The organism is Kangiella marina (assembly GCF_039541235.1).
Classification (GTDB): domain Bacteria; phylum Pseudomonadota; class Gammaproteobacteria; order Enterobacterales; family Kangiellaceae; genus Kangiella; species Kangiella marina.
The window spans coordinates 1637346-1655865 of sequence record NZ_BAABFV010000001.1; the positions used below are offsets into that span (position 1 = coordinate 1637346).

General features: G+C 46.0%; 17 protein-coding genes and 1 tRNA gene. 17 read left to right on the forward strand and 1 reads right to left on the reverse strand.

Going from position 1 to position 18520, the window contains the following annotated elements:
- Positions 1 to 52: 52 nt before the first annotated feature.
- Positions 53 to 1366 (reverse strand): cyclic di-GMP phosphodiesterase, encoded by a 1314-nt coding sequence (locus ABD943_RS07435; RefSeq protein ID WP_345292553.1) that lies wholly within the window; start codon positions 1364 to 1366, stop codon positions 53 to 55.
- A 258-nt stretch (positions 1367 to 1624) separates the two neighbouring features.
- Between ABD943_RS07435 and ndhC the strand changes: the two genes are divergently transcribed.
- The 17 genes from ndhC (at position 1625) to nusA (ending at position 18503) form a co-directional block, all read left to right on the forward strand.
- Positions 1625 to 1981 carry an NADH-quinone oxidoreductase subunit A gene (ndhC, locus tag ABD943_RS07440; protein ID WP_345292554.1) on the forward strand — a complete coding sequence of 119 codons (357 nt, stop codon included), beginning with the start codon at positions 1625 to 1627 and terminating at the stop codon, positions 1979 to 1981.
- Between the two features lie 3 nt (positions 1982 to 1984).
- A complete protein-coding gene (locus tag ABD943_RS07445; RefSeq protein WP_345292555.1) occupies positions 1985 to 2545 on the forward strand; it encodes a NuoB/complex I 20 kDa subunit family protein in 561 nt (186 codons plus the stop codon).
- A complete protein-coding gene (locus ABD943_RS07450) occupies positions 2538 to 3230 on the forward strand; it encodes an NADH-quinone oxidoreductase subunit C (RefSeq protein ID WP_345292556.1) in 693 nt (230 codons plus the stop codon). Before ABD943_RS07445 ends, ABD943_RS07450 begins: the two co-directional genes overlap by 8 nt.
- A complete protein-coding gene (locus ABD943_RS07455) occupies positions 3223 to 4476 on the forward strand; it encodes an NADH-quinone oxidoreductase subunit D (protein ID WP_345292557.1) in 1254 nt (417 codons plus the stop codon). Before ABD943_RS07450 ends, ABD943_RS07455 begins: the two co-directional genes overlap by 8 nt.
- Positions 4477 to 4485: 9 nt before the next feature.
- Entirely contained in the window at positions 4486 to 4989 is a 504-nt protein-coding gene (locus ABD943_RS07460) for an NADH-quinone oxidoreductase subunit NuoE family protein (protein WP_345292558.1), read from the forward strand.
- 2 nt (positions 4990 to 4991) lie between these two features.
- Positions 4992 to 6263: an NADH-quinone oxidoreductase subunit NuoF gene (gene nuoF, locus ABD943_RS07465; protein ID WP_345292559.1), complete on the forward strand. Its 1272-nt coding sequence runs from the start codon at positions 4992 to 4994 to the stop codon at positions 6261 to 6263.
- A 41-nt stretch (positions 6264 to 6304) separates the two neighbouring features.
- Positions 6305 to 8539, forward strand: coding sequence for an NADH-quinone oxidoreductase subunit NuoG (gene nuoG / locus ABD943_RS07470; RefSeq protein WP_345292560.1), 2235 nt, complete (start codon positions 6305 to 6307; stop codon positions 8537 to 8539).
- Complete coding sequence (nuoH, locus tag ABD943_RS07475) at positions 8539 to 9579, forward strand: NADH-quinone oxidoreductase subunit NuoH (RefSeq protein WP_345292561.1); 1041 nt, start codon at positions 8539 to 8541, stop codon at positions 9577 to 9579. The genes nuoG and nuoH overlap by 1 nt, the downstream gene beginning before the upstream one ends.
- Positions 9579 to 10070, forward strand: a complete 492-nt coding sequence (gene nuoI, locus ABD943_RS07480) for an NADH-quinone oxidoreductase subunit NuoI (RefSeq protein WP_345292562.1) — start codon at positions 9579 to 9581, stop codon at positions 10068 to 10070. Before nuoH ends, nuoI begins: the two co-directional genes overlap by 1 nt.
- Before the next feature lie 30 nt (positions 10071 to 10100).
- Positions 10101 to 10775 (forward strand): NADH-quinone oxidoreductase subunit J, encoded by a 675-nt coding sequence (locus tag ABD943_RS07485; protein WP_345292563.1) that lies wholly within the window; start codon positions 10101 to 10103, stop codon positions 10773 to 10775.
- Positions 10772 to 11074, forward strand: coding sequence for an NADH-quinone oxidoreductase subunit NuoK (gene nuoK / locus ABD943_RS07490; RefSeq protein ID WP_345292564.1), 303 nt, complete (start codon positions 10772 to 10774; stop codon positions 11072 to 11074). The genes ABD943_RS07485 and nuoK overlap by 4 nt, the downstream gene beginning before the upstream one ends.
- A complete protein-coding gene (gene nuoL / locus ABD943_RS07495; protein ID WP_345292565.1) occupies positions 11074 to 13092 on the forward strand; it encodes an NADH-quinone oxidoreductase subunit L in 2019 nt (672 codons plus the stop codon). The genes nuoK and nuoL overlap by 1 nt, the downstream gene beginning before the upstream one ends.
- A 25-nt stretch (positions 13093 to 13117) precedes the next feature.
- Positions 13118 to 14629 (forward strand): NADH-quinone oxidoreductase subunit M, encoded by a 1512-nt coding sequence (locus tag ABD943_RS07500; RefSeq protein ID WP_345292566.1) that lies wholly within the window; start codon positions 13118 to 13120, stop codon positions 14627 to 14629.
- Between the two features lies 1 nt (position 14630).
- Positions 14631 to 16061, forward strand: a complete 1431-nt coding sequence (gene nuoN / locus ABD943_RS07505) for an NADH-quinone oxidoreductase subunit NuoN (RefSeq protein ID WP_345292567.1) — start codon at positions 14631 to 14633, stop codon at positions 16059 to 16061.
- Between the two features lie 77 nt (positions 16062 to 16138).
- Positions 16139 to 16215: transfer RNA gene (locus tag ABD943_RS07510), tRNA-Met, on the forward strand.
- A 275-nt stretch (positions 16216 to 16490) separates the two neighbouring features.
- A complete protein-coding gene (gene rimP, locus ABD943_RS07515) occupies positions 16491 to 16943 on the forward strand; it encodes a ribosome maturation factor RimP (protein WP_345292568.1) in 453 nt (150 codons plus the stop codon).
- A gap of 66 nt (positions 16944 to 17009) precedes the next feature.
- The gene (nusA, locus tag ABD943_RS07520; protein WP_345292569.1) at positions 17010 to 18503 is read left to right on the forward strand and encodes a transcription termination factor NusA; all 1494 of its coding nucleotides are present in this window, start codon (positions 17010 to 17012) and stop codon (positions 18501 to 18503) included.
- The last annotated feature ends 17 nt before the right edge of the window (positions 18504 to 18520 follow it).

The window sequence follows — 18520 nt, forward strand, 5'->3', positions numbered from 1 at the left end:
TGTAGGTCAAACAGCTTGCGATTACAAACAAAGTCACTAAGAGTTAGTAGTGTTAAGCTGCGCCTTTGATAGCTTGAATAAAGGACTCTAAGTCAAACTCGACTTCATTGTCTGCTAGTGTGTGTAAGATGCGTAATGGCTGTCCAGTGCCGTCTTTAGGTTTTTTCGATAGATCGACAGCTCTTGGTTTAATACGAGTTTTGTCAGATGCCGTAACAAGCTCAATAACAGGTTCTAGTTTGTTATTGACGTTGACCGATAAAACTACAGCAATTTGACCATTATTCAATTCGACCAAACTACCAACGGGATAAACGCCAACCATTTGTATGAATTGCTTAATAAGTTGATCATCATAAAGTTGTCCTTGGCCCTTATAAAGTTGAGCTAAAGCCTTAGATGGCGACATCCCTTTACGATAGCAGCGGTCACTAATCATGGCGTCATAACTGTCTACAATGGCAATTATGCGATCATAAGTGGAGAGTAATTCAGCAGAAACCTCACGAGGATAGCCATGACCATTCATGCGCTCATGATGATTGTAGGCTGCTGTACAGACCTGCTCATCAATACCACCGTGGTTTTTTAAAAAGACATAACCAAGCACAGTATGCTCTTTAACAATTTTATATTCGTCTTTAGTAAGTGGTCCTTCCTTATTCAGAATATGTTGTGGTACTTTCATTTTACCAACATCATGAAGCATGCCGCATAATCCAAGCAGTTCTAATTGATCGCGGGGCAGTTGCAAGTATTTGCCAAAAGCGATGGCGAGAATACCAACGCGAACACAATGTTCAGCGGTGTAGTCATCTTTGTTTTTAATCTTAGATAGCCAGAACATGGCCGTCTCATCACTCAAGATACTGTCAACACATTGAGCAACCAGTTCTTTTGAGCCCTCGATATCAATCTTACTGTCACGCTGAACATCACGCATAAGTGTGTTGATATGAGTATGGGACTTATCAAAGGTTTTTTTCGCTTTGGGTAACTCTTCGCGTAGGCTGACACTCGCTTGTTGTGGGCTGAGATTTGGTTTCTGGTAAATGGGTTTGCGCTTTTTATCAAGTAAATTTGACACATAAACGGTCATGTAAGAATGGTGATCAATAAAAACGTATTGGCAGTATTTTTGCAGCAGTTGAATTTCTTTGTCAGACTTGATGGTGACTTCTTGAAACATCACAGGCACATCTGTCCATGGGCGGTCTAACTCAACAACCGTCATGCCTTTGGTCAGTTTAGAGACGGGGATCTTTTTCTTTTCGACTTTATGAGAGGTAATAGGTTTAGAGGAAGCTTTTTTGGGCGCTTCTTTTTTGGGCTTAAAGCCAAGAAACTTCAAGAGAGAACTGAACATAATCCTTTTTTCTTTTACCTCCTTTACTAATCATAATCAATTCCATGATATTTGCAATATAAAGTGATCCTGTTCACAAAAATAGATTTAAGATAAAGATTACTAGGACTTAAATCCTGTAAATACATAAAACCTGATTGGGCGATGATTGAAGATGGTAAACATCACTAGCCAAAGTAAAAATCTACTGGTAAGGTATTCGTGGTAAATGCCTAAATATTATTGATTTATAACAAGTTAGGGCAAACACTTAGACCTATGATAGAACAATACGCACCCATTCTAGTCTTCATCCTGATAGGCTTACTATTTGGAGGAGGGTTACTGTTGGTTGGTTACTTTGCCAGCCCTACAAATCCTAATGAAGCTAAGAATAAACCTTTTGAGTGTGGCTTCGATGCTTTTGAAGACTCTCGAATGAAGTTTGATGTGCGTTTCTATCTAGTGGCTATTCTCTTCATTATATTTGATCTCGAAATTGCGTTTCTTTTCCCTTGGGCAGTAGTACTTGATGACATTGGTTGGTTTGGCTTAATTTCGATGAGCGTATTCTTACTGTTGTTATTGGTCGGTTTTGCCTATGAGTGGAAGAAAGGCGCTTTAGAGTGGGAGTAATGCATGGGGCTAGAGGAAAAGTTAAATAGCGATGGATTTGTAACCACTAGCATTCAAGATTTGTTGGATTGGGCTAGAACCGGCTCAATGTGGCCTGTGACATTCGGACTGGCTTGCTGTGCGGTAGAGATGATGCATGCCGGAGCTGCGCGTTATGACATGGATCGATTTGGTGTCATCTTCAGACCAAGCCCGCGTCAATCGGATGTGATGATTGTTGCTGGAACCTTAACCAACAAAATGGCACCAGCATTGCGTCGTGTTTACGAGCAAATGCCAGATCCAAAGTGGGTTATTTCGATGGGGTCTTGTGCCAATGGCGGAGGCTATTACCATTATTCATACTCCGTGGTCCGAGGCTGTGACCGTATTATCCCCGTCGATATTTATGTGCCAGGCTGTCCACCAACAGCCGAAGCCCTCCTGTACGGTATCATTCAGCTACAGAATAAAATTAAGCGTCAAACGGTGATCGCTCGACATGAGCGCCAGAGCAAAGATGATAAGACTTCTGAAGCAGACTCTAAAGAGCGAGCGACATCAAGCGAGGTGACGAGTGTCTGAAGCTTTAGTAAAGCAACTCGGAGAGATATTTGAAGATTCGCTGGTTGCTTGCGAAAAAGCACACGGCGAGGTCACCATCGAGGTTAGCAAAGATGATTTGCTGGAAATTTGCCGCACCTTACACAACCATGATGAGCTGGCTTTTGAGCAACTAATCGATGTCACCGTGGTCGACTACCTAACCTATGGTCAAGACGAGTGGGCGACCACTGAAGCTACGGGCGCAGGTTTTAGTCGGGGCCGCGAAGACTACCATCCGGTAAAACAAACATGGCAACGAGAGCGTTTTGCCGTGGTTTACCATTTGTTGTCGATTGCTCATAACCGACGTTTACGCGTGAAATGCTTCCTTAAAGAAAATCGCCCAACCTTGCCTTCAGTACTTGATATCTGGGCCAGTGCTAACTGGTATGAGCGTGAAGCCTTTGATTTATTCGGCATTTTATTTGCAGGTCACCCGGATTTACGTCGCATCATGACCGACTATGGTTTTGTGGGTCATCCATTCCGTAAAGATTTCCCATTGATAGGAAATGTTGAGCTTCGTTTTGATGCGAAACAAAACCGTTGCGTCTATGAGCCAGTGTCAATTGAGCCTAGGGTGTTGGTGCCTCGGGTGATTCGAAAGCACAAAGACGAGACGGTGTATGTCGCGGCTCCTGAGCAGGGAGGGCGCGATGGCTGAAATTCGTAACTACACGGTGAATTTTGGGCCGCAACACCCCGCGGCACATGGTGTTCTGCGCTTAATCTTAGAAATGGATGGTGAAACGGTGGTGCGAGCCGATCCGCATGTGGGGCTGCTGCATCGTGCGACGGAAAAGCTTGCCGAAAGCAAACCCTTTAATCAAAGCATTGGCTACATGGATCGCTTGGATTATGTCTCCATGATGTCCAACGAGCACGCCTATGTTATGGCGATTGAAAAGCTGATGGGGATAACGCCGCCGAAGCGTGCGCAATACATTCGCGTGATGTTTGCTGAAGTCACTCGAATTTTAAATCACTTAATGTGGTTAGGGGCGCATGGCTTGGATATCGGGGCCATGACCGTCTTTCTATATACCTTCCGAGAGCGTGAAACGCTGATGGATGCTTATGAAGCGGTCAGTGGTGCGCGAATGCATGCAACCTATTTTAGACCGGGCGGAGTTTATCGTGATTTGCCGGATAGTATGCCGCAATACAAAGAATCACCCTTCACCAACGCCAAGAAAGCAGAAGCGTTAAACCAGAACCGCCAAGGCAGCTTGCTCGATTATTTGTGGGATTTCACGGAGACTTTCCCGCAGTGTATTGATGATTATGAAAGCCTATTGACGGAAAACCGAATTTGGAAGCAACGTACGGTTGGCGTGGGTATTGTGCAGGCAGAGCGTGCCTTGCAGTTGGGCTTCAGTGGTCCAATGCTCCGTGGCTCGGGCGTTGAGTGGGACTTGCGTAAAAAGCAGCCCTATGAAGTGTACGATGAGTTGGAGTTTGATATTCCGGTGGGCAAGACTGGCGACTGTTATGACCGCTATTTGGTGCGGATGGAAGAAATGCGCCAATCGAATAAGATTGTCCGCCAATGCATCGAGTGGCTACAAAAGAATCCAGGCCCAGTGATGCTGGATAACCATAAGGTTACGCCTCCCAACCGCGAAACCATGAAGCATGATATGGAAGCCTTAATTCACCACTTTAAGTTATTTACCGAAGGTTATTGTGTGCCTGAGGGTGAGGTGTATTCGGCGATTGAACACCCTAAAGGTGAGTTTGGGGTTTACTTGGTGAGCGATGGTGCTAATAAACCGTATCGCGTGAAAATTCGTGCTGCAGGATTTGCCCATTTGTCAGCAATGAATGAGATGGTGAAAGGCCATATGTTAGCCGATGTGGTGGCCATTATCGGCACTCAAGACATTGTCTTTGGCGAAATTGATCGTTAGGTAGATAAGATGACTGACTCAAACTCAACACCCTTATCCGAATTGCTCAGCAGCGAACGTTTAGAGCAAGTCGAGGGTTGGGTCAAAAAATACCCTGAAGAACGAAAGCGAGCAGCGATTATTCCGATCATGAGCATCGTTCAAGAAGAGCATGGTCACCTTACTCAGGCGTTAATGGATGCTGTCGCGGATTATTTAAGCTGTCCTAAAATTGCAGCTTATGAGGTCGCCAGCTTTTACTCAATGTTCCGCTTAAAACCGGCGGGTAAATATGTTATCTCTTTATGTACCAACGTCTCCTGTATGTTGGCAGGTAGCGAAGATATTAAAAAGTGGTTTCGTGATGAGTTGGGAGTTGCCCCGGGCGAAACTACGGAAGATGGCGTTTTTACGCTGAAGGAAGTGGAATGCATGGCAGCTTGTGGTGGCGCGCCGATGCTCGAAGTTAACAAGCAATACCACGAAAATTTAAATATTGATAAGGTCGCGGATCTTATCAAGGAGCTGAAATAAACATGGCCAATGAAGTTTGCTTTAGAACATTAGAGCTAGACAAACCTTGGACTCTGGAGACTTACCAGTCAGCTGGAGGCTATGCCATGTGGCGCAAAATTTTAGCCGAGCAAACGCCACCGGAAGAGATTATTGAAGAGCTGAAGTTGTCAGCACTTCGTGGCCGTGGCGGCGCTGGTTTCCCTACGGGTTTAAAGTGGAGCTTCATGCCAAAACATGCGCCAGGACAAAAGTATGTGGTTTGTAATTCTGACGAAGGTGAGCCGGGCACGTTTAAAGATCGGGATATTTTGCGCTATAACCCGCATCAGTTGATAGAAGGGATGGCGATTGGCGCTTATGTCATGGGTGCTACTGTCGGCTATAACTATATGCGCGGTGAGTTTTATGAACCTATAGAGCGTTTTGAACAAGCTTTAAAAGAAGCTTATGACGCAGGGTTCCTTGGCAAAAATATTTTGCAGTCAGGTGTCGATTTCGATTTACACAGTCATATCGGTGCCGGTGCCTATATTTGCGGTGAAGAAACCGCCTTGTTGGAATCATTAGAGGGCAAAAAAGGTCAGCCGCGATTTAAGCCGCCTTTCCCTGCGAATTACGGTTTGTTTGGGCGTCCGACCAACGTCAACAATACGGAAAGTTATGCCTCTGTGCCTATTATTTTAGAGAAAGGCGGACAGTGGTTTTTAGATCTAGGCAAAGAAAATAATGGTGGCACAAAAGTTTTTTCGGTATCGGGCCATGTCAATAAACCCGGGAATTATGAAATAGGGTTGGGTACGCCGTTTAAAGAATTACTGGAAATGGCGGGCGGTATGAAGGATGGCAAAAAATTGAAAGCGGTCATTCCGGGTGGATCGAGTGCGCCGGTACTGCCTGCTGATGTCATGATGGACATTACCATGGATTATGATGCGCTGGGTAAAGCCGGTTCGATGCTGGGCTCAGGCGCAGTGATTATCATGGACGAAGATACCGATATGGTTGAAGTGCTGGGGCGTATCGCGCACTTTTATTATGAAGAATCATGCGGCCAGTGCACCCCTTGTCGCGAAGGAACTGGCTGGATGTCACGCATGATCCACCGTATATCACGCGGCGAAGGTCATGTGGATGATTTGAAGAAACTTGACGAGATTGCTGGCAATATCATGGGGCGGACAATTTGTGCGCTGGGTGATGCCGCGGCGATGCCGGTGCAAAGTTTTATTAAGTATTTTAAAGACGAGTTTGTGGCAAAAATTGAGCAAGCTCAAACACGCAAAGCAAGCTAGCTTTGTGATCAGTTTTGGAATAACGAGGACAGTATAAGCCAATGGTTTCAGTTGAAATTGATGGTAAAAAAATAGAAGCCGAACAAGGCTCTATGATTATTGAAGTGGCGGATGCTCATGGCATCACCATTCCTCGTTTTTGTTACCACAAAAAACTCTCCATCGCCGCCAACTGCCGGATGTGCTTGGTCGAAGTTGATGGGGTAAAAAAACCGCTTCCAGCATGTGCCACGCCGATTTCTGATGGCATGGTCGTTAAAACACAGTCCGAGTTTGCACAGCAGTCACAAAAGTCGGTGATGGAGTTTCTGTTGATTAACCATCCGCTGGACTGCCCCATTTGCGATCAAGGTGGCGAGTGTGAGTTGCAGGATGTGGCGCTAGAGTACGGCAATGATGTCTCACGCTTTAGCGAAAAGAAGCGAGCGGTGGTGGACGAAGATTTAGGGCCTTTGATCGAAACCGAGATGACGCGCTGTATTCACTGCACGCGCTGTGTGCGTTTTGGTCGTGAGGTTGCCGGGATTCGTGAGCTTGGCGCCGTTGGGCGCGGTGAGCATATGGAGATTAGTACCTTCATTGAGCAGTCCGTGGATTCCGAAGTGTCCGGTAATATCATTGATTTATGCCCAGTCGGTGCTTTAACGGCTAAACCATCGCGCTATCAGGCCCGTTCATGGGAAATGGCGCAGCGCGACTCGGTATCGCCACACGATTGTATCGGTGCCAATTTGCATGTGCATACTTTGCGTAATCGAGTGATTCGAGTGGTGCCTAAGGATAATGAAGCGGTCAACGAAGTCTGGTTGGCCGATCGTGATCGTTACTCTTACGAGGCATTGGAAAAAAGTGAGCGCCTACTCAAGCCAATGATGAAGTATAACGGCGAGTGGAAAGAGGTTGATTGGGAAACGGCTCTAGAGCGCACCGCAAGTAAACTGAATATGATGGTGCAGACCGATGGGGCCGATCAAATCGCTGCAATCGCACACCCCAGCTCAACCACGGAAGAAATGTATTTACTACAGAAAGTGATGCGTGGGCTCGGCTCTAACAACATTGATCACAGACTGCGCACCAGTGATTTTGCTTGGCAAAAATTCGAGCCGCTCCATCCTGAGCTTGGCGTTGAGCTATCCGAATTGGAAAATATCGATGCCTGCTTATTGATTGGGGCGAACCTGCGTAAAGAGCAACCGTTAGCATCATTAAGAGTTAGAAAGGCAACGCGTTACGGTAGCATTGCTTCGATTGGCTTGTACCCGGTGTACCATAACTTTGATATTCAGCATGAAATTATTACTGACCCTGAAACTTGGTTGGGACAATTAGCGGCGATTACAAAATACCTCTATCAGAATCAGGGTGACAGTGCGAAAGAGCAGTGGGCCGATGCCATGGACTTGGAAGGTTTGGAGCAACTGCTCGAACCGGTGAAGGTTCGCGATGAACATCGTGACATTGCAGAAATGCTGCTGCAGGGTGAAAAGTCGAGCGTTATTTTGGGGGCTAGCGCCTTGGAGTTCAGCTACGCAGGTCATATTCGATTGATGGCTAAGGCCGTTGCGAATCTGGCGGGTGCCAGCTACGGCTTCTTGCCGCATGGCGGTAATAGCGTCGGCGCTTACTTGGCTGGAGCGATACCTCATCGCGGCCCAGCAGGAGCGGATGTTGAGCAGGATGGTCAGCATATTAAAGATTTGTTTGAGCTCGGCAAGAAGGGGTATGTTTTATTGAAAACAGAGCCGGGTAAGGAATCCATAATTGCGGATAAAGCGAAAGAAAGTCTCGCGAATGCGGATTTTGTGGTGTCGATGACCTGTCATGCGGATGACGAGGCTTTTGAGTATGCGGATGTCATTTTACCTGTTGCCAGCTTTTTAGAAACGTCCGGTTCTTATGTCAATGTGAATGGCTTGTGGCAAGACTTCGCAGCGGCGGTAAACGCCCCAGCTGAAGCGAAGCCTGCTTGGAAAGTATTACGGGTTTTAGGTAACCTACTGAATTTAAAGAACTTTGATTATGTCTCTGCGGAAGATGTACGGAAAGAAGTCAAAGGGCGTTTAAGCGCGGTAGGGGATCGGATTAAGCCAAAGTGGCAGTGTCCTGAAAACTTGCCGAGGGATGGTTATTCGCCGCGCCCAGTGAATATGTATCAGATTGATGGGTGGTTAAGACGAGCGCCATCGTTACAAGATACTGCGCTGGCGCAAGGTCGAGAAATTTTGAAACGACCACGTTTAAGCCCATTCCACAATATTGTGGGGGGCGTCTGATGCTCGATATCATCATCGAATTTTTCATCATTGGTACAAAGATTGGCTTAATCTTACTGCCGCTCATTTTAGCGGTGGCCTACACCACTTACGCTGAACGTAAGATTATTGGTTACATGCAAATGCGGATTGGGCCTAACCGAGTCGGGCCTAAAGGTTGGTTACAGCCGATCGCCGATGTTATCAAGTTGTTGATGAAAGAGGTGGTGATACCTTCAGGTGCCAATAAAGGATTGTTTTTACTCGCGCCGATTCTATTTATCGCGCCGTCATTTGCCGCTTGGGCAGTTATTCCATTCGATGTTGAGTTAGTGCTAGCTAACAGCGACGTTGGCTTGTTGTATGTATTAGCGATGACCTCGATTGCGGTCTATGGTGTGATTATTGCGGGCTGGGCCTCTAATTCAAAGTACGCCTTGATCGGTTCATTGCGTTCGGCGTCGCAGATTATTTCTTACGAGATCGCAATGGGTTTTGCTTTAGTCGGGGTCTTGATGGCATCGGGTAGCATGAACCTCGGTCAAATCGTCCAAAGTCAAGAGGGTGGCTTTTGGCACTGGTATTGGATCCCACTGTTGCCGTTATTGGTAATTTACTGGATATCTGGCGTGGCTGAAACCAACCGTGCGCCGTTTGATTTACCGGAAGGGGAGTCTGAAATCGTTGCCGGTTTCCATATCGAGTACGCCGGGATTTCCTTCGCGTTATTTTTCCTAGCCGAATACGCCAACATGATTTTAATTTCCGTGTTAACGGCGTTGTTTTTCTTTGGCGGGTGGCTTAACCCTTTCCAAGGAATTCCGTTTATTGAAGCTGCTACCAACTGGGTGCCGGGGATTGCTTGGTTACTGCTGAAAGCCGGATTCTTTTTGTTCTTGATGATCTGGCTTAGGGCAACTTTTCCACGCTATCGCTATGACCAGATAATGCGCCTTGGTTGGAAAGTTTTTATTCCAGTGACCGTGGTTTGGTTGATGATTTTGACCTTTATGATTAAGGCTGGTGTAGGTCCTTGGTTTACCGGAAGAGGTGTTTTCTAATGATGAAACTTAAACACTTTTTCAGAAGTTACACCCTAAAAGATTTACTGACCGGTCTCCGAATTACGGGGAAGCATCTGTGGCGTCGCAAAGTCACGGTGCAGTTTCCTGAGGAGCAAACGCCACAATCGCCTCGCTTTCGTGGGCTTCATGCATTACGTCGCTATCCAAACGGTGAGGAACGTTGTATCGGCTGTAAATTATGTGAGGCGGTGTGTCCTGCGGCGGCGATTACGATCGATGCCGGGCCGCGACAAGACGACGGCACTCGCCGCACGACGCGCTATGAAATCGATATGTTTAAGTGTATTTACTGCGGCTTTTGTGAAGAGTCATGTCCCGTCGATTCGATTGTTGAAACGCGTGTCATGGATTATCACTTCGAGAAACGAGGTGACAACATTTTAACCAAGGCGCAACTATTAGCGATTGGTGATAAGTACGAAGAACAAATTGCTGAGGATCGAAAGCAAGATGCAAAATACCGATAGCAGGACTGACAGTATGAGTAAGGGAAGCCGATGACGGTTGAAGCCATTGTCTTTTATTTCTTTGCAGGACTGACGTTGCTCGGTGCTGTAGGGGTGATCACTATGCGCAATGCGGTGCAGGCCGTTTTATGCTTGGTGCTGACTTTCTTCTCAGCGGCTGTACTCTGGATGTTGCTTGAAGCTGAGTTTCTTGCGGTAACCCTAGTGTTGGTTTATGTCGGTGCCGTGATGGTGCTGTTCTTATTTGTAGTGATGATGCTGGACGTCGATTACGCGCAACTGAAGTCAGGGTTTACCAAGTACTTGCCGTTAGGCATTGTGATGGCATTAGCGTTATTTGGCGCCATCTACTGGGTTATTCGAAACGAAGCGCTCGGAGAGATACCAGAGCCAGCGAAGCATGGTGCTGATTACAGCAATGTCACCGTGCTCGGTAAGTTATTGTACACCGAGTATTTTTACGCCTTTGAGGTGGCTGGGGTGATCTTATTGGTCGCCATTATTGCTGCCATCAGTCTAACCTTTCGTGGACGTCGTGATCGACGTGGCCAGAGCGTACCAACGCAGCATCAAACCAGTCGTGAAGAACGGTTAAGAGTGGTGAGCATGGAGTCAGGCCCACGCCAAGATGCGCATTTGCAAAAAGACACTCAAGGCAAAAAGAAGCGCCGAAGGAAAACCAAGAAGAAAGGGGATGAGGCATGAGTTTAACCCATTACCTAATTGTTAGCGCCTTACTGTTTTCTATCAGTGTGGTCGGGATCATTATTAACCGCAAGAATGTGATTACTTTACTGATGTGCATTGAGTTAATGCTACTCGCAGTGAACACTAACTTTATTGCTTTTTCACGCTACTTGAATGATGAGGTCGGTCAGATTTTTGTGTTCTTTATTCTTACGGTAGCTGCTGCTGAGGCCGCTATTGGCCTTGCTATTTTGGTGGTTTTGTTCCGTACCAATAAGAAAATCGATGTGGCTGAGTTGAGGGAGTTAAAAGGCTAATGACGATTCAAGCTCAATTATTAATTGCGGTATTAGCGCCTTTAATCGGCGCTATATTGGCGGGATTATTGGGCAAAAAGTTAGGCAAGGTCATGACGCACCGCATCACTATTATAGGTGTGCTGATTGCTTTTCTCTTCTCAGTGAAATGGTTTTTCGGATTCTTATGGGGCGATGCTGTCGCGGTCGATGTCACCGTTTATGAGTGGGCTCGATTTGGTGAGGTATCGATTCAGATCGGTTTTCTGCTGGATAGTTTAACCTCCATCATGATGCTGGTTGTGACGTTTGTCAGCTTAATGGTGCATATTTATTCGATTGGGTATATGCATGATGACAAAGGGTATCAGCGCTTCTTCAGTTATATTTCACTATTTACTTTTTCAATGTTGATGCTGGTTATGTCGAATAACTTCTTACAGTTGTTTTTCGGCTGGGAAGCGGTTGGGGTTGTCTCCTATTTGTTAATCGGCTTCTGGTATCAAAAAGACAGTGCAATTTTTGCCAACATGAAAGCTTTCTTGGTTAACCGAGTGGGTGACTTTGGATTCTTGCTCGGAATTGGTGGCATATTCTTACTCTTCGGGACGTTTGACTATGCCCCGATTTTTAAAACCATGGGGCAGGCAGAAGAGTTGGTGTCTTTAGGTGGACAGCAACAAGTCAATGCTTTGGCGCTGGTTGGATTGGATCAGACTTTTCCAGTCTGGGGTGAGCTTGAGTGGTCAGCGATCAGCTTTATTTGTATTAGTTTGTTTATTGGTGCTATGGGTAAGTCCGCGCAAGTGCCATTGCACGTGTGGTTGCCCGATTCGATGGAAGGCCCGACGCCGATTTCAGCATTAATTCATGCCGCGACCATGGTGACTGCCGGTGTCTTTATGGTCGCTCGAATGTCGCCATTGTTTGAATTTTCCGATACAGCATTAGCCATGGTAACTTTAATTGGCGCCATGACGGCATTATTTATGGGGCTGGTCGCGATCGTGCAAAATGATATCAAGCGTATCATTGCTTACTCAACATTGTCACAGCTCGGCTACATGGTGGTGGCATTAGGCGTATCGGCCTACTCAGCCGCTATTTTCCACCTATTCACTCATGCGTTCTTTAAAGCATTACTGTTTTTGGGGGCTGGCTCGGTAATCGTGGCTTTGCATCATGAGCAGGATATTCGGAAGATGGGCGGTCTCTATAAAAAGCTACCGATAACTTACTGGTGCACGCTGATCGGAACCTTGGCGTTGATCGGCACGCCGCTATTCTCTGGCTTTTATTCCAAGGACACGATTATTTCAGCGGTTGCCGCTGCAGAGGGTGGCTTCAGTGGCTTCGCCTACTTCTCCGTGCTAGCTGGAGTTTTAGTGACAGCCATTTACAGCATTCGCTTACTGCTATTAGTCTTCCACGGTAAGCCTCGGATGAAACAAGAACAATTCGATCATTTAGCAGAGTCACCGCGAGTGATAACGTGGCCATTGATTGCGTTAGCGATTCCATCGTTATTGGCTGGTTTTGTCTTTGCCAAAGAGCTGTTATTTCGTTCGTTTTTCCGAGATTCGATTACAGTGCTCGAGCACCATGATGTGTTAAAAGCAGTTGAGCTACACTTTAGCGATGCTTTGAGTTTTGCTCTGCACGGTTTGATGAGCCCGGTATTCCTAATGCTAATATCGGGTGTGGTTATCGCGGTGGTGGTTTACGGCTGGGCGCCACGCTTTATAACGATGTGGGCAGTGTTCTTAAAGCCCTTTAAAAAGTTGTTAGAGAAAAAATTCTTTTTTGATGAGTTCAATCAAAAAGTTTTCGCGCAAGGCAGTCACTGGCTGGGTCAGGTTTTCTGGCGCTATGGTGATAAAGCCATCATCGATGAGGGAATTATTGATGGAGGGGCTAGTGCCCTAAAAAGCATTGCGCTGAAACTGCGTAAGTTACAAACCGGATATTTATTTCACTATGCTCTATTCATGCTAATAGGGTTAGTTGGTTTCTTGGCTTGGCTGCTATTTAGAGGTTAGGTACGGGGATGGATACTAAAAAACTATGTTAGAACAGCTACCCGTTTTAAGTCTATTAATTTGGATTCCACTGCTTAGTGGAATCATGGTGTTGTTGAGCCCAGGCGATAAGATGTTGGTTTGGAGCCAGCGCTTTGGTGTTGGGGTTTCGTTCGCCGTGCTTGTACTGAGTGTATGGTTACTAGTCGCTTTCGATCCTGCCACTGCTGAGTTTCAGTTTACTGAGCGAGCCGACTGGATCCCGTCCTTAAATATTGCCTATGAACTGGGTGTCGATGGCATTGCATTACCCCTAGTGGTGCTAACCAGTTTAATTAACCTGCTAGTGCTATTTGGCTCAACCAGTTCGATTCAGTTTCGTCAGACGCAGTTTGTCGCCGCCGTGTTGCTACTGACGGGGGCTATGAATGGGGTATTTCTGGCTCAGGACAGTATTTTATTTTACGTCTTTTGGGAGGCCATGCTGATCCCCATGTTTTTGATGATCGGTATTTGGGGCGGCCCTAACCGGATTTACGCGACCATTAAATTCTTCCTATACACCTTTTTCGGCTCGATTTTCATGCTCGTGGCGTTAATTTATATGGGACGTGATGCGGACGACTTTTCGATTGCTGCCATGCAGCAGATGCCATTAACCGGCACGGAGCAAAGCTGGATATTTTGGGCCTTTTTAATCGCCTTCGCAGTCAAGATTCCTATGGTTCCAGTGCATACTTGGCTACCCGATGCTCACGTTGAAGCACCGACCGGTGGCTCGGTGATCTTAGCGGCTATTATGCTGAAAATGGGGGGGTACGGTTTCCTTCGTTTTAGTTTGCCGATCACTCCAGACGCGACCGAAGCTTATGCCAATATTTTGATTGTGCTGTCGCTGTTGGCGATTGTTTATATTGGTTTCGTTGCTTTGGCGCAGAAAGACATGAAAAAGCTAATTGCCTATTCATCAATCGCGCACATGGGCTTTGTGACGTTGGGTACCTTCGTTGTTGTGCAGCTGACCAGCGCTGATACCCAATCTATGGCGGTGCAAGGCGCGATGGTGCAAATGATTTCTCATGGTTTAGTTTCTGGTGCCTTGTTTTTCTCCATTGGAGTGCTTTACGACCGGCTGCATACAAGGGAAATCAACGACTTTGGTGGGGTTGTAAATAGCATGCCAATCTTTGCGACCTTGCTAATGTTGTTTATTCTGGCCAATGCGGGACTGCCGGGAACTTCGGGTTTTGTCGGCGAGTTCTTTGTCATTATTTCATCATTCCAAGCAGACTGGCGCATTGCCATGTTTGCAGCTTTGACGCTTATTTTGGGAGCGGCCTATAGCTTATGGTTTTACAAGCGTGTCATCTTCGGCAAGGCCGCCAGTGAAAAGATTGAGAGGCTGGATGATATTAATATTCGTGAAAAAACCGTGTTGATTGTATTGGCTGTATTGATTATTGCGCTTGGTGTCTATCCGCAGTTTTTAATCAACATTATGCAGCCCAGTATTGAACAATTACTGCAACTCACCAGCAACAGTAAGTTAGGAGGCTAAGATGACTCACAACCTGATGCACTTATTGCCTGAAATTTTCTTACTAACGGCTGCTTGTATTATTTTGTTGATCGATGTGTTTTCCAAGGATTTGGATCGAAATCTAACGTATCGATTGTCACAGTTGGCACTGCTTGGAACGGCAATTATCTGCATGGTACAGTTCCCGGATGTGCAGTATCACCTGTACGACAGACACTTCATTCTTGATCCCATGGCCGGCATTATCAAAATCAGTGTGCTGTTGCTCGCTATGGTCGCACTGCTGTTTGCCCGTCCCTACATTTTGCCGAGACGAATATTAAGAGGGGAGTATTACTTACTGCACCTCTTTGCGGTGCTCGGAATGATGGTCATGGTCAGTGGCGGTAGTTTGTTGACGTTATATCTTGGATTAGAGCTGCTATCTTTATCACTCTATGCCTTGGTAGCCATGCACCGGCATGCTTACCAGTCGGCGGAAGCTGCGGTGAAATACTTTGTGATGGGCGCTATTGCCAGTGGATTTTTACTGTATGGTATGTCGCTGGTGTATGGCGTCACGCAAGAAATCCATTTGACGGACATTGCGGCCTTTATCGCTGACAATGACCCAAGCCTAACGTTGCGCTTCGGCCTGGTGTTCATTGTGGTTGCTATTGCTTTTAAGTTTGGGGCGGTGCCGTTCCAAATGTGGGTGCCGGATGTGTATGATGGCGCGCCAACGGCAACCACGGCATTTATATCCTCTGCACCAAAAGTCGCCGCCTTCGGTTTAGCGGTACGAATTTTTGGTTATGGTTTCATTGGCGTTATTGTTGATTGGCAAGGCTTATTGATAATTCTCGCCTGCTTATCGATGCTGGTCGGGAATATCGTGGCGTTAGCCCAAACCAATATTAAGCGCTTACTGGCTTATTCAGCGATAGCTCATATTGGGTATTTCTTGCTTGGGATCTTAACCGGCACAGCAGAAGGCTTCTCTTCTTCCTTCTTTTATATCTTGGCCTACGCCATTATGTCGCTTGGAGGCTTTGGCTGCTTAATCTATTTAGGTAAGGGCGTAGAAGATGTTAACACCATTGATGAGTTAAAAGGACTCGGCCGAAAGAACCCTTGGGGTGGACTTTTGATTAGCGTCCTATTCTTATCCATGGCTGGATTACCGCCTTTCGTCGGTTTCTGGGCAAAGTTGGAAGTGTTTTTAGCGGTGCTGAACGCTGGACTGGTTTGGTTGGCTGTGTTCGCTGCAGTAATGTCCATTATCGGATTGTTTTATTACCTTAAAGTGGTCAAAGTGATTTTCTTCGATGAGCCGGAGAGTGAGCAAAAAATTGTTGCTGTCCGAGGGTTACGTTTAGGCTTGGGGTTAACCAGTTTGACAGTTGTTGCCTTGGGGATTTTCCCGGGGAAATTGATGGAGTTATGTGAGCAAGCATTTCAGTATTTATAGTGAGTGAATTATTATTGAAATTATTATGTCAGACCACTTGTCAAAGTCATTTAAGTGAGTATAATGCCTCTCGTCGATGCGGGGTGGAGCAGCCTGGTAGCTCGTCGGGCTCATAACCCGAAGGTCGTCAGTTCAAATCTGGCCCCCGCTACCACATTTAAAAGTCAGCATTTTTAATACAGAATTGACTGGCTTTGTATTATGTTTATAATAATAAGGCCCCTTTATAGGGGCTTTATTGTTTGTAGTAAAAGTTAAACTACAAACGGCGTGGGTAAACGGGGTTAATTCCTTTGGATGATCCTAAGCCCATCATACAAACCTTTGAAAAATAAGGTTTATCAGATCAATGAATGATGGGGCCGTATGGGCCTTTTTTTGTATTTGGCTTTTGTTGAGCCTGAGTCGTAAACGTTTATAGAGAGTGCAATGAGTAAACAGTCACAACTGGAACAAATTATTCGTCCAGCCGTCGAAGCCGCGGGCTTCGAGTTTTGGGGCTTAGAGTATATATCGCAAGGTAAACACTCGATTTTAAGAGTGTTTATTGAGCATGAAGATGGTATCAGTGTGGATGATTGTGCTGAAGTAAGTCACCAGGTGAGTGGTGTGCTGGATGTGGAAGACCCTATTAATGGTTTTTACAATCTAGAAATCTCGTCACCCGGTATGGATAGACCTTTATTTACGGAGCAACACTTCGCTATGTATGTCGGTGAAGATGCCGAGTTACGGTTATCGTTCCCGATAAATGGTCGCCGTAAGTTTAAAGGTACGATTGAAAGTGTAAACAATGGCAAAATTAACCTGGTCGTTGATGGTGAAGTTCATGAAATCGATGTGCCTCAGGTTGAAAAAGCCCAATTGATCGCAAAGTATTAGTTTATAAAAGATTAGTCTCGAACGGATTAGTGAAATAATCACGAGTTTTATTGAAGGTTAACACGTATGAGCAATAAAGAAATTTTGTTAGTGGTTGAGGCCGTTTCCAATGAAAAGGACGTCAATCCAGAAGTGATTTTTGGAGCAATAGAAGCTGCGTTAGCTACGGCTACTAAGAAAAAGCATGGCGTTGATATTGATGTGCGTGTTGATATCGACCGAGAAACTGGTGAGTACGATACGTACCGTCGTTGGACGGTGGTTGATGATGAAGGTGTTGAAGATCCTTTAACGGAAACAACCTTGTCTGCGGCGCAGGTCGAAGAGCCAGAAATTGAGCTAGGCGACTATGTTGAAGAGCAAATTGATTCCATTGAATTTGGACGAATTGCCGCGCAAACAGCCAAACAAGTTATTGTGCAAAAAGTACGTGAAGCTGAGCGTGCTAAGACCGTAGAAGCGTTTCGTGATCGCGTTGGCGACTTAATCACTGGTGTGGTAAAGAAAATTACTCGTGATTTTATTTATTTAGATTTGGGTAATAACGCTGAAGCGGTGATTCAACGTGACGAAATGATGCCACGTGAAACCGTACGTGCAGGCGACCGTGTTCGTGGTTTGTTATACAACATTAACGATGAGAATCGTGGTCCACAATTATTCGTTAGCCGTACTCGTCCTGAAATGCTGGAAGAGTTATTCCGCATTGAAGTGCCTGAAATAGGTGAGCAAGTTATTGAAATTAAAGGTGCTGCACGTGATCCAGGTTCGCGCGCTAAAGTAGCCGTTAAAACGAATGATAAGCGCATTGACCCAGTTGGTGCTTGTGTTGGTATGCGTGGTGCACGTGTTCAAGCGGTTACTGGCGAGTTAAATGGTGAGCGTATTGACATCGTTTTGTATGATGATAATCCTGCACAGTTTGTGATTAACGCGATGGCGCCAGCAGAAGTTGTCTCTATCGTTGTTGACGAAGATTCTCGCAGCATGGATATCGCTGTGGATGAAGACCAGTTGGCACAAGCGATTGGTCGGAATGGTCAAAACATTCGTCTTGCTAGTGAGTTAACTGGCTGGGAATTAAATGTCATGACGGAAGAAGACTTTGCTCAGAAGAATCAGACAGAGTCAGAAGCAATTGTTCAGCTGTTTACTGATGAGCTTGGCGTGGATGAAGATTTAGCGGACATTTTAGTACAGGAAGGCTTCACCACACTTGAAGAAGTGGCGTACGTTCCTCAGTCTGAAATGCTTGAGATTGAAGGCTTTGATGAAGACTTGATTGACGCGCTGAAGGCGAGAGCAAAAGATTTGTTATTGACCAAAGCCATCGCCTCTGAAGAGCAGCTGGAGAAAAATGAGCCGGCAGAAGATTTATTAAATATGGACGGTATGGACCGCCACTTGGCATACGTTTTAGCAAGCCGTGGCGTGATTACTATGGAAGATTTAGCGGAACAGTCAGTGGATGATCTAACCGATATTGAAGAATTGGATGATGAGCGTGCTGCTCAATTAATTATGACCGCGCGTGCCCCTTGGTTTGAAGATCAAGAGTAACCTGGGAGCAAGAATAA